The following is an 11742-nucleotide window of genomic DNA, read 5'->3' as shown; positions in this document are numbered from 1 at the left end:
GAATCATGACAACCCGTTCTGTCCGCTCTCCTGCTGTCCTTTTCGCGGTGACCATGCTTGCCATACCGCTGGCGGCCTTGCCGGTAGCGACCACGCCAGTCTACGCCTGGAGAATCGTCTTCGATCCCAGCAACTACGCGCAGAACGTGCTCACGGCCGCGCGAACGCTCGAACAGATCAACCACCAGATTACCTCGCTTCAGAACGAGGCGACGATGCTGATCAATCAGGCGCGCAATCTTGCGAGCCTGCCGTTCTCTTCCCTCCAGACGCTTCAGCAGAATGTTCAGCGCACGCAGCAGCTCCTGACCCAGGCCCAGAACATAGCCTTCGATGTGCAGCGGATCGATCAGGCGTTCCAGCAGCAGTACGGCAACGTCTCCATGTCGGCCACGGATCAGCAGCTCGTCTCCGATGCGCGTTCGCGCTGGCAGAATACCGTCGGCGGCCTGCAGGACGCCATGCGCGTCCAGGCGGGTGTCGTCGGCAATATCGACACCAACCGCACGCAGATGAGCGAACTGGTGAGCCAGAGCCAGGGCGCGACCGGCGCGCTTCAGGCGACGCAGGCCGGCAACCAGCTTCTCGCGCTCCAGTCGCAGCAGCTTTCCGATCTCGTCGCACTGCTTGCTGCCAACGGGCGCGCAGGCGCACTGACGGAAGCCGAGCGCACAGCTGCGGCCGAACAGGGTCGCGAGCAACGCCGCCGCTTCCTGACGCCGGGTTCGGGCTACCAGCCCGGCAACGCGCAGATGTTCAACGGCAACTGAGGGCGGGCTTATGGACGGCAAGATGCTGGCCCGGCTGGGTGCTGTCGTGTTCGTTGCCGTCGCCATTACGGCGGCGGTCGTCGAGATGACCCGGAAGGAGGAGCCGACAGAGGATTTCTCCACGCGCATCATCGAACCCCGGCGCGATCCGCTGCGTGAGGCACAGCGCCGGTGCCAGCAGCTTGGGGCAACGGCTGCGAACGACGCCGAATGCCTGCGCGTCTGGGCCGAGACGCGTGATCGGTTCCTCGGCCGCTCGCCCGTACCCGCATCGCCAACCTCCAGCGAAGGGCAGTGAAGCATGGGCGGCTCCGGCGTTATCGACACGTTCCTCGGCACCTTCACACGTTACATCGACTCCGGCTTTGGGCTGCTCGGCGGCGAGGTAGCGTTCATCGCCACATCGCTAATCGTGATCGACGTCACCCTTGCTGCGCTGTTCTGGAGCTGGGGCGCGGACGACGACATCATCGCGAGGCTGGTCAAGAAAACCCTATTTGTTGGGGTGTTTGCCTACCTGATTTCCAATTGGAATAACCTCGCCAAGATAGTCTTCGACAGCTTCTCCGGTCTTGGACTGAAAGCCGCCGGCACGGGCTTCACTGCGCAGGATCTGCTCCGTCCGGGTAAGGTCGCACAGACCGGCCTCGATGCCGCGCGCCCCTTGCTCGACGCGATATCGCCCCTGATGGGCTGGATCGCGGTTTTCGAGAACCTGATCCAGATCGTCTGCCTGCTCTTTGCCTGGGCGCTGGTCATCCTCGCCTTCTTCGTTCTGGCGATCCAACTCTTCGTGACGTTGATCGAGTTCAAGTTGTCGACGCTCGCCGGTTTCGTCCTGATCCCGTTCGGCCTCTTCGGCAAGACCGCCTTCATGGCCGAGCGCGTGCTTGGCAACGTGATTTCCAGCGGCATCAAGGTCCTGGTCCTCGCTGTAATCGTCGGCATCGGCTCGACGCTGTTCAGCCAGTTTACGCAAGGCTTCGGCGGCCAGACCCCGAGCATCGACGACGCCATGGCCATCGTTCTTGCGGCGCTTTCGCTCGTCGGCCTCGGCATTTTCGGTCCCGGCATTGCCTCGGGTCTTGTCAGCGGCGGTCCTCAACTTGGCGCAGGCGCCGCGGTGGGCACCGGCCTTGCCGTCGGCGGTGCAGCACTCGCCGCCGGTGGCGGCGCGGTACTTGCCGCGAAGGGCGGAGCCGCTCTTCTTTCCGGCGGCGCCGCTGCCGCGCGAGGTGGAGCGGCGGCGGCCGGCGCGGCATCGTCTGCCTACACCCTCGGTTCCATGGGACAGTCGGGAGCGGCGGGCGTCGCGTCCGGTCTCAGTGGCGTCGGCCGAGCAGCCGGATCGGCGGCCGTCTCGCCCTTGCGCCGTGCCGCTTCCCGCGCGTCCGAGAGCATGAAATCCAGCTTCTCCGACGGCGCGCGTACAGGCGTCAGCGCCACCGGCGGCTCCTTCTCGTCTGGCGCGGGCGCGGGCGAATCCGATCCCGCTTCCGTCGCTCCCGCAGCCACACCCGATCAGACGCCGGCATGGGCCCAGCGCATGAAGCGCGGCAGCCATGTCGCCCACGGCGTCAGCGCTGCCGCCCATGCCGTTCGCTCGGGCGACAGCCATGGGTCCGGCGCATCCGTCAATCTCTCCGAAAGTGACCGTTCATGAATCTCTTCAAACGACCGGCCGTGCATTACGGCAAGACACCTCAACCGGAAACGCCTTACCAGAAAGCCGCGCAAGTTTGGGACGAACGTCTCGGCTCAGCCCGCGTACAGGCGAAGAACTGGCGCTACATAGCCTTCGGTTCGCTGATCCTGTCGGCGGGCTTCGCCTCCGCGCTGGTCTACCAGTCCGCTCGTGGAACGGTCGTGCCGTGGGTTGTCCAGGTGGACAATCTCGGTCAGGCGCTGGCCGTTGCGCCGGCCGCTGCCGATTATCGTCCGACCGATCCCCAGGTAGCGTGGCATCTCGCGCGCTTCATCGAGCAGACGAGAAGCATTCCCGCCGATCCGATCATCGTCCGGCAGAACTGGCTCAGGGCCTATGAATGGACGACCGATCGCGGTGCGGCGGCCCTTAACGACTATGCCCGCGCGAACGATCCCTTCACGAAGGTCGGCAAGCAGCAGATCGCCGTCGAGGTTTCCAGCGTCATCCGCGCTTCTCCGGACAGCTTCCGCGTGGCGTGGACGGAACGGCATTTCGAGAACAGCCAGCTCGGCGCGACCGAGCGATGGACCGCGATCCTGACCATCGTCATCCAGCCGCCGCGCGATGCCGAGCGGCTGAAGGTCAATCCGCTCGGAATTTACATCAACGCCATCAACTGGTCGCGGGAGATGAGCCAATGAAATCGGCTTTCCGTACCCCCGCCATTCCGACTTTCCGTAAATCCGTACTTCCTGTTCTGCTGCTCTCCGCCTCGACGTTGGCAAGCTGCGCTACGCCGCAGAAGCCGCCGGAAATCAGCTACGATCGGGATGTTCCGGCTTTGCCGTCCGTTCCGGTGTCCGTAACTGACGATCGGCCCCGTCCGATCCACATTCCTCCGGCCTGGACGCCGGCAAAGGGCGGCACGGCGGCCAGCACACCAGTCGCCCGCGTCGAAAACGCCAATGCAGCCGCTCGCGTGCAGCCGCGCCGGGAGGGCTACTTCAATGCAATCCAGATATATCCCTGGTCAGAAGGCGCGCTCTATCAGGTCTATGCGGCGCCCGGGCAGATCACCGATATCGCGCTGGAACCCGGCGAATCGCTGACCGGCGCCGGGCCGATTGCGGCCGGCGACACTGCCCGCTGGATTATCGGTGACACCGAAAGCGGGGCCGGAACGACACGCCGTGTCCATATCCTCGTGAAGCCGTCTCGGCCGGACATCACGACCAATCTCGTCGTGACCACCGACCGGCGCGTTTACTTGATCGAACTGCGTTCCGGCGCGAAGCCCTATATGCCGTCCGTCTCCTGGTCCTATCCGCGGCCGCGCGCCGGTCAAGGCCAGAGCATTCCGGCGACCCCGGTCATCCCAGCCGTTGCGGCGCGCAACTACCGATACGGTCTGACCGGTGGAAATCCGCCCTGGAAGCCCGTCTCCGTCTATGACGACGGCCGCAGGGTTTACGTCGAGTTTCCGCGCGGGATCGTTCAGGGAGAAATGCCGCCGATCTTCGTCATCGGGCCGGACGGCGAAGCGCAGCTCGTCAACAGCCGTATCCACCAGCACATCCTGATCGTCGATCGCCTGTTCGGGGCCGCCGAGCTTCGGCTTGGCGGTGGCGACAAACAGCAGGTCGTCAGGATCGTCCGCACCGACGGGAGACCCGCGTCATGAGCCAAAACAATTCCAACGAAGCAGCTCCAATGCGCCTTCGCGCCGAGTCGCCGCGTGTCACACGTCTTTCGCGGAAGGTGCTGGCAAGCGTTACGGCGGTCGGTCTCGTCGGAATCGGCGGCGCGTTGATCTACGCCCTCCAGACCCGCGATGCCGGCCGGAACGGAGAGGAGCTTTACTCGACCAACAACCGCCAGACGGCAGATGGCCTCGCCGGCCTGCCGCGCGACTATACCGGACCAGTGCTTGGACCTCCGCTGCCTGGTGATCTCGGGCGGCCGATCCTCGACGCCCAGAACCGGGGCCAGCCCGTCGCTCCGCCCACGATCACGACGCCCACCGTCGACGAGGCGGAGCAGCGCCGGCGGGCCGAGGAAGAGGCTGCGCGCACCAGCCGCGTCTTCTTTCAGACCCAACCTGGCTCGACAGCGACGGCACCCGGCAGCTCAACCACGCCGAATGTTCCCGGTTTCGATCTCGCCGGACTCGCTGGACAGCCCGGCCAGCAGACCGCCCAGGACCGGCAGCTTGCGTTTCTGAATGCGCCCGTTGATCGCCGCACCACATCGTCGGATCGGGTCATGGCTCCGGCTTCGCCGTTTATCCTCCAAGCCGGGGCGGTGATCCCCGCCGCGCTTATCACCGGCATCCGTTCCGATCTGCCTGGCCAGATCACGGCGCAGGTGACGGAAAACGTCTACGACAGTCCGACCGGCAGATTGCTTCTGATCCCGCAAGGCACGCGGATTGTCGGCCAGTACGACAACAACGTGCAGTTCGGACAAAGACGGGCGCTGCTGGTCTGGAACCGGCTGATCTTCCCGAACGGCCGCTCCATCGTCCTCGAACGCCAGCCGGGCGCCGACACGCAAGGATACGCTGGTCTTGAGGATGGGGTTGATTATCACTGGTGGGATCTCGCCAAAGCGGCCGGTCTCTCCACGCTGCTCGCGGTCGGCACGGAACTGGCGGTCAGCGATGAGGACCGCCTGGTCCGCGCTATCCGCGACGGCGCACAGGACACCATCAACGACGCCGGTCAGCAGATCGTCCGGCGCCAATTGCAGGTCGCACCGACGCTGACCATCCGGCCGGGCTTCCCCGTCCGAGTCATCGTCACGCGCGATTTAGTTCTCGAACCATACAAAGGCTGACCATGGCAAAGCTGAAACTCGGACCGATCGTCGACGACAAGCCCGTCAAGGTGACGGTGGAACTGCCCGCGCCGCTCCATCGCGATCTTGTCGAATACGGCCGGTTGCTCGCCGAAGCGGGAACCCAGCCCATTGAGCCGGTCCGCCTGATCGTGCCTATGCTAGAGCGCTTCGTCGAGACGGATCGCGGTTTCGCCAAAGCCCGGCGTTCGGTCACGCCCGACCGTCAGGAAGAGTGATCGGCTGCGTTGCGAAGCGCTTCTTCGACAGGCTCTTGGCGAGGCTCAGCATCCTACGTAGCGCGGGATTGTCGTTACGCGATGACCAGACCGCGCAGAATGGAATTGCATCCGCCTCGAGCAACCGATAGGTCACGCCTGGAAACATCGTTCCCGTCGTCGCCTCACTGGTCAGCGTGATCCCTTCAGCAAGCGCCACCATCTGCATCAGCGTGTCTCTGTTGTAGATCGAGTACCGCTCGATACTCGGACGATGGCCGAGCTCCGCGAGATGCTTCACGAGATAGTCGTGGATCTCTGGACCGGGCTCGGCCTCGCTCACGATGAAGTGCCGCCCGCGTAGATCGGTCCATTCGATCCGATCCCTTGCTGCCAGTTCGTGCGTCTCCGAAAGCACGACGAATACCCTCTCACACCATAGCCGCGTCACCTCGCAGCCCGGCACTTCAGCATGTCCGGTCAGAAAGGCGACGTCGATCTCGTGTCGCCGTACGGCCACCACGTGGTCGGCAGGCGCGCCCTCGACGAAAGTCGAACGGATGCCGGGATTTTGCTCGCGGTAGCGCTGGAGCAGCTCAGCGATAAACCCCGACGCGAGCGAGGTGAATATACCGATCCTCAGCACACCCTTCTCGGCGCGGCCAGCCGCGCCCACCTCCTTCAAGGCGAGGTCGATCTCGTTGATTGCTCTGCGCGCATGCGTCAGGAATTTCTTTCCGGCTTCGGTGAGCGACACGCCGCGCGGACAGCGGATGAAAAGAGCCGCGCCAGCCTGGTCCTCCAGATCGCGGATCCGGCGGCTGATCGCGGACTCCTGTACACCGACTGCGAGCGCCGCCTGTCGGAAGCTGCCATGCTCGGCCGCCGCGATCACATAGTGAAGCTGTCGGAGTTGGATTTCAGGGTTGCAGTCATGTCTGAGCAAACACTTCGACTCCCCGCGTTATGGCCCTTCTGCTGGAGCGGTTCATTTTGCGAGTTCTCCATCCCGGCGTATCGTCGTGATGGACCCGTTTAAAGGGAATGCTGTAGGATGGCGGGCCGCCTGGGCCATCGCGCGTCGCGATGGTGATCAGCTTCCGACCCTTCTCCCGTGATGCCCCCGACCGTTCATTTTCCGGGTCGGCAAACAGGGCAATGAGGCTGGCGTAGATGCCGACTACGGGCAGGCAGACTGGGGATTGTGTGCTCTTGGCCCCCGCGGCGTAGGATGCATCGTCCTCCAGTCCATCGGCGCTGCACTTCGGGATGGCGATCAGGACGGCAAGGCCGATCGCGTTGCCGCCGCCCTGTTTATCGTAACGCTCGCCGGGGAGTGTCGCGATCCATATGCCGGTCGAGACGATGACCTGCCCGACCTCATCGGGGCATCCCAGTTCTATCGCGGAGTTCCAACCCATGCATGTTATCCTCTCTGCAACTGCCAGGCGCTGTACCCTGTTCAGGCTAAGACGAATTCCAGTTTCAATTCGTCTGCTGTAGGGCGACTCAACCAATGTCGGGCTGAAGATTGCCTGATCCTAGCCCCAGGATGTGTTCAGCTGTGTCACAGAAATCGGAACGTGCGCGTCGATGTCGATGAATTAGCGACCCGTGACGGAGCAATGGCTTGGCGTTGCCACCAGAGACGGCATGGGCGGTTCCTCGTCATGACGTTCAGGCTCGGGTGAGCCGCCGGTATCAAGATGCTGTGTACGACATCGATAGGATCTGAAGACCTCATCGAGGGAGACATTCATCCGGTCGCCCCAAACAGTGGTAAGCAAGGATTTCACTGTCTTGGATTGACGGCGCTGTCGCGGCCGCGAAGTCGAGCCGCCGTAGAGTAACTCCGCCAACATCGGAGGCATTTCTGAAATGCTCTCGAGATCATCTATGCGGATATCGCCGTTCCTCATAGTGCGACACAGCTTCACATTAACGGGCGCTACCATACCATAAATATAAATGTCAGTGTCCTTTGAAGTACTGCCGAAGGCCGTGCCAGCACGCGCGTGTCACCAAGGCCGACGCGCTGGATCAGGAACTGCCGAATTCCTTCATATCGGCGACCAACAGCAGATCGTCCGCCACCTGAGGCGGCCTTTATGACCAGTATGAGCGAAGGAACGTGACATGAGCTGGAACCCTACGCAGAACCCCGAATGCCCCGAAGCCGTCAGCCTGGACGCTATTGAAACCCTCATCATCCCGCGCACCCGCGATCTCGGCGGTTTCGAAGTGCGCCGGGCATTACCCGCCCCGAAACGGCAGATGGTTGGCCCCTTCATCTTCTTTGATCAGGTGGGACCGGCGGAGTTCCTGACCGGCGGTGGCATCGACGTACGTCCGCATCCGCATATCGGGCTGGCGACCGTGACCTATCTTTATGAGGGCGCATTTCATCATCGCGATAGCACCGGCGCCGACCAGATGGTCTACCCCGGTGAGGTAAACTGGATGATCGCCGGTAATGGCGTCACGCATTCCGAACGCACCAGCGAGGAGATGCGCAGCCGTCCCCGCACCGCTTTCGGAATCCAGACTTGGGTTGCGCTACCAGATCATGCGGAAGACACTGCGGCCAGTTTCGAACATCACGGTCGCGAGGCGCTGCCGTTCATCGAGGATGAAGGCAAGCAGGTCCGGCTGATCATCGGCTCGGCCTGGGGCGCGCGGGCCCCGGTCAAGACCTTCACCGAGACCTTCTATGCCGATGTCATTTTATCCGCCGGCGCAAAGCTGCCGCTGCCCGACGATCACGAAGATCGCGGCGTCTATGTCGTCGAGGGCAGCATCCTGATCGCCGGAACTCCGTTTGCTGCTGGCCAGATGATGGTGTTCCGTCCCGGCGATCGGATCAGCCTGACAGCAGGCGAGGCAGGCGCGCGCCTTATGGTGCTCGGCGGCGAGACAATGAATGGACCGCGCTATATTTCGTGGAACTTCGTCGCCTCGTCGCAGGAGAAGATCGATGCCGCGAAAGAGGCCTGGCGAAAGGGTGACTGGGAGCATGGTCGCTTTCGTCTGCCGCCCGGCGATGAGACCGAGTTCATCCCGCTGCCCGAACAGCTGAAGTGATCGAATGTGATACCAGATTGGCTAACATACCCATCGACAACAATTAAGAGAGAACGAGAAGTGACAAAACCCCAGGCCATCTTTCCGGTCAAAAGACATGCTCTTTACGAAGAACATCGCTACTCGGCAGCGATCCGATCAGGCGATCTTCTTTTCGTTTCGGGGCAAGTCGGCAGCCGCGGCGATGGAACACCCGAACCCGATTTCGAACGCCAGGTTCAACTGGCCTTCGACAATCTGGAGGCTGCACTCGATGCCGCAGGCTGCACGTTCGACGATCTCGTGGATGTCACGACGTTCCACACGGATCCGGAGAGCCAGTTCGCAACGATCATGGAAGTCAGGCAGAGGATTTTCACCAAGCCGCCCTATCCCAACTGGACTGCCGTCGGAGTAAACTGGCTGGCCGGGTTCGATTTCGAGATCAAGGTGATCGCACGCATACCGGAGAGCAAGTAAATCCTGAGGCTTGTCCTCATCCGCCCACTGTAAGGACGGCCTTTCCCGCGATTTTTCTTTTCAGAAGCTCGCGGGCTGTGGCATCAATGTTAGCCCAGGGTTCGGTTTTTCCGATAACCGAACGGAGACTTCTATCAGACAGCCGCTGCGCAAGATCGGCAAGAATGGCCGACCCATCGGCCGCGCCCTCCGGCCGGGTCAGCTCCTCGAGGAGGAAGAAGCCGTAGAGCACCGTACCGCCATATGCTCCGCCGGATTGGAGGCGAAATCGACGGGCGTCAAAGGTCGTGAGTGTATCCTCCGAAGCATCCCCGAAAAGAACGCAGACACCGCGTGATGCCAGCCACATCAGTGCCTCGCCCAGAAGCGAGCCTCCGACACCCTCCAGAATCAGGTCGTAGGGCCCACCCTTCTCGCCGGCCTCAACGCCGACCGCGATATCGTTCGCGCCAAGGCTGCGCAGGAATTCCGCTGTCGAGCCATCCCGCGTGAAGGCCGTCACGTGGGCGCCCGCAGCCGCTGCGAGCTGGATCGCATAAATGCCGACACCACCCGTGGCCGCCGTGACGAGAACGCGGCTTCCCGGACCAATCGCCTTCTTCCGCAGCGCTATGGCCGCAGTCAAGCCTGCGACAGGGAGGGTCGAGGCCGCTTCAAAGCTGACGTCGTCGGGAATTTTGGCAAGTCGGCTCGTCGGCACGGCGACACGTTCCGCCCAGCCACCGCTCCATACCAAGCCTACCACGCGATCACCTGGGTGGAAACCGGATCCTTCCGGCGCGGTCTGTACTACACCGGACAAATCCCATCCGGGTCGATCGCCATCGCTACCTTCATTGAGTGCACCGCGAACCTCGCCGTTGTTCAGGGAGAACGCGCGAACCGCGACGATTGCCTCGTCCGGTGCGGCCCCAGGTTCTGTATGTTCGGCAAGGACGAGGTGAGTTTCTGCGCCTGTCTTCGAAACTGTGATAGCTTTCAATGTGACACTCCCCGGTTCAGTATTCGACCCGATTTGGATCTGGTTGCGTATCGTACCGCGGGTGAAGACACGCGCAACGGTGGTCGGATATCGGCCGAATGCCGGATTATTTCGCAGCCTCTTCGATCAGGTCTGCCACAATCTTCGGGTGCGAGACCATCACGACATGCGATGCCCCCTCGACCACGACCGTCTGCCTGGAGCCTGCACGCTCTGCCATGAAGCCAAGTGCCTTGGCCGGGATATTTTTGTCGCTGTCGCCATAGACGAAGTACGACGGCAGCGTTTTCCAAGCCGGTTCACCGGACTTGTCCGTCAGGGCCGCTTCAGTGATTGGCCGCTGGCCGACAGCCATTAGTGCCGAGGCATCTGGCGGAACGTCGTGCGCGAACTGGTCGCGGAACTTGGTCTGGTCGATGGAAAGATCGACGCCACCGTCAGTGAGCTTGACGGGAGCAGCAAGCGCTTCCCCAAGCGTGCCGCCGGGGAACCTGCCCGCCAGATCGGATGCAGATTCGCCAGAATCCGGTGCGAAGGCAGCCACATAGACGAGTGACTTGACGTTGTCGTGCCCATTCGCAGCGTTGGAGATAATTTGGCCTCCATAGGAATGACCAACGAGCACCACCGGGCCCTCGATGCTTCCGACGACGTCGGACACGAGACCCGCATCATTTGATACACTTCGCAACGGGTTGGCTACAGCGACCGTCTTATAGCCGTCCTTTTGGAGGTTGACGATGACGCCATTCCAGCTTGACGAGTCAGCAAATGCACCATGAACCAGGACGATAGTGGGCTTGACCGGTTGAGCGATAGCGGTGCCGGATAGAAGGGAGGTCGCAATAGCAACCGTTGCAGCAAGCTTGAGCATGATCACTTCCTATTCATATCTGTTTTTGTGAATTTTCATGCGTATAATCCGCGACGCGGACGAAGCGTGTGTCGAAGACGGCTCGGCTCCCTTTTAGTCGACATCGGCGGACAGATAAGGCTAAGCAGTCTCAACGATCACGGCGGACCGACGGCGTTACCAGCAGTCTTCGTTCAATTCGTTACTGCCGTGGTGGCACGATTCTTATTGTTCCTGCAGGTGTTTCGGTAGCCCTTTTTCATGAAGAGCTGTGTCGCTGAATCGGGAACGCTACACTTTGCATTCGCAAACACGTAGTGGCAGCGCGCGCGTTTATTCAGTTTGCTGCGCGATGCACGTGCATCGCGCAGCCGCAGGGGCTGGTCCTATTGCCGGCACTCGCGCCGGTCAGGATCGCGCCTGCAGCGGTCCCAGCGCGCGCGATCAGTCGCCACCTGGGCGTTTCTCGCAATCTCCTGCGTCAAACGGGTCCGCTCGAGCGACTCCCGTTGCGCATTGTCGCGCCGCGCCTGTTGTTCCAGCATACAGTTCGTATAAGCGCGAGACCCGTAGGGTGCCCCAAAGCTCTGGCAGGTATTGGTGTCCCTGTACTGCCGCTCTTCAGCTGAAACGCACCCTGTCACAGCAAGGCCGAACAGGGCTATGGAGAATATGGTTATCGCAGGCTGACGACTTTCGGCGGAAGGACGTTGTGGCATTCTGTTGATCTCCTTTCGAGAATGAGCGCTGGCGGTCAAAGCGCGACGCAAGCGAGCGACGCCCCTCAGTCGGCATAACCAGCCCAAACCCCAAAGAGCAGGAGAAGATTGCGGCAACATTGTTTGGCTGTGGAAAATCCTCCGGGAACAGTCCGTTCGCCACCTGGAGCCCAGTGC

Annotated in this window: 13 protein-coding genes; 9 read left to right on the top strand and 4 right to left on the bottom strand. The window is 62.1% G+C overall.

Annotated features, from left to right (window positions below; all coding sequences use genetic code 11):
- The first annotated feature begins 5 nt into the window (after positions 1 to 5).
- Genes trbJ through J9800_RS05095 form a run of 7 tightly spaced genes read left to right on the top strand, consistent with a single transcriptional unit; the run spans position 6 to position 5492 of the window.
- On the top strand, positions 6 to 770 hold the full coding sequence (trbJ, locus tag J9800_RS05125; RefSeq protein ID WP_142860111.1) for a P-type conjugative transfer protein TrbJ: 765 nt from the start codon (positions 6 to 8) through the stop codon (positions 768 to 770).
- Positions 771 to 780: 10 nt separating this feature from the next.
- Positions 781 to 1068 carry a putative entry exclusion protein TrbK-alt gene (gene trbK-alt / locus J9800_RS05120; protein ID WP_142860109.1) on the top strand — a complete coding sequence of 96 codons (288 nt, stop codon included), beginning with the start codon at positions 781 to 783 and terminating at the stop codon, positions 1066 to 1068.
- Between the two features lie 3 nt (positions 1069 to 1071).
- A complete protein-coding gene (gene trbL, locus J9800_RS05115) occupies positions 1072 to 2433 on the top strand; it encodes a P-type conjugative transfer protein TrbL (protein WP_142860108.1) in 1362 nt (453 codons plus the stop codon).
- Positions 2430 to 3119: a conjugal transfer protein TrbF gene (trbF, locus tag J9800_RS05110; RefSeq protein WP_142860106.1), complete on the top strand. Its 690-nt coding sequence runs from the start codon at positions 2430 to 2432 to the stop codon at positions 3117 to 3119. Before trbL ends, trbF begins: the two co-directional genes overlap by 4 nt.
- Positions 3116 to 4099 (top strand): P-type conjugative transfer protein TrbG, encoded by a 984-nt coding sequence (gene trbG / locus J9800_RS05105; protein ID WP_142860104.1) that lies wholly within the window; start codon positions 3116 to 3118, stop codon positions 4097 to 4099. The genes trbF and trbG overlap by 4 nt, the downstream gene beginning before the upstream one ends.
- The gene (locus tag J9800_RS05100; protein WP_142860102.1) at positions 4096 to 5253 is read left to right on the top strand and encodes a TraB/TrbI/VirB10 family type IV secretion system protein; all 1158 of its coding nucleotides are present in this window, start codon (positions 4096 to 4098) and stop codon (positions 5251 to 5253) included. Before trbG ends, J9800_RS05100 begins: the two co-directional genes overlap by 4 nt.
- A gap of 2 nt (positions 5254 to 5255) precedes the next feature.
- Complete coding sequence (locus J9800_RS05095) at positions 5256 to 5492, top strand: DUF2274 domain-containing protein (protein ID WP_142860100.1); 237 nt, start codon at positions 5256 to 5258, stop codon at positions 5490 to 5492.
- Here the strand turns inward: J9800_RS05095 and J9800_RS05090 are convergent.
- A complete protein-coding gene (locus J9800_RS05090) occupies positions 5467 to 6417 on the bottom strand; it encodes a LysR family transcriptional regulator (RefSeq protein WP_142860098.1) in 951 nt (316 codons plus the stop codon). The genes J9800_RS05095 and J9800_RS05090 overlap by 26 nt on opposite strands.
- The gene (locus J9800_RS05085) at positions 6404 to 6892 is read right to left on the bottom strand and encodes a hypothetical protein (RefSeq protein ID WP_142860096.1); all 489 of its coding nucleotides are present in this window, start codon (positions 6890 to 6892) and stop codon (positions 6404 to 6406) included. Before J9800_RS05085 ends, J9800_RS05090 begins: the two co-directional genes overlap by 14 nt.
- A gap of 715 nt (positions 6893 to 7607) precedes the next feature.
- Between J9800_RS05085 and J9800_RS05080 the strand changes: the two genes are divergently transcribed.
- A complete protein-coding gene (locus J9800_RS05080; RefSeq protein WP_142860094.1) occupies positions 7608 to 8552 on the top strand; it encodes a pirin family protein in 945 nt (314 codons plus the stop codon).
- Between the two features lie 60 nt (positions 8553 to 8612).
- Positions 8613 to 9011 carry a RidA family protein gene (locus J9800_RS05075; protein ID WP_153228153.1) on the top strand — a complete coding sequence of 133 codons (399 nt, stop codon included), beginning with the start codon at positions 8613 to 8615 and terminating at the stop codon, positions 9009 to 9011.
- A 16-nt stretch (positions 9012 to 9027) separates the two neighbouring features.
- On the opposite strand, the gene J9800_RS05070 is transcribed toward J9800_RS05075, so the two are convergent.
- Complete coding sequence (locus J9800_RS05070) at positions 9028 to 9993, bottom strand: zinc-binding dehydrogenase (RefSeq protein WP_192799673.1); 966 nt, start codon at positions 9991 to 9993, stop codon at positions 9028 to 9030.
- A gap of 106 nt (positions 9994 to 10099) precedes the next feature.
- On the bottom strand, positions 10100 to 10867 hold the full coding sequence (locus tag J9800_RS05065; RefSeq protein WP_142860091.1) for an alpha/beta fold hydrolase: 768 nt from the start codon (positions 10865 to 10867) through the stop codon (positions 10100 to 10102).
- Positions 10868 to 11742 lie beyond the last annotated feature (875 nt).

This window comes from Ochrobactrum sp. AP1BH01-1, assembly GCF_018066705.1.
Lineage (GTDB): Bacteria > Pseudomonadota > Alphaproteobacteria > Rhizobiales > Rhizobiaceae > Brucella.
The sequence above is the reverse complement of the archived record's forward strand: the minus strand, read 5'-3'. Positions and strand labels throughout refer to the sequence as shown.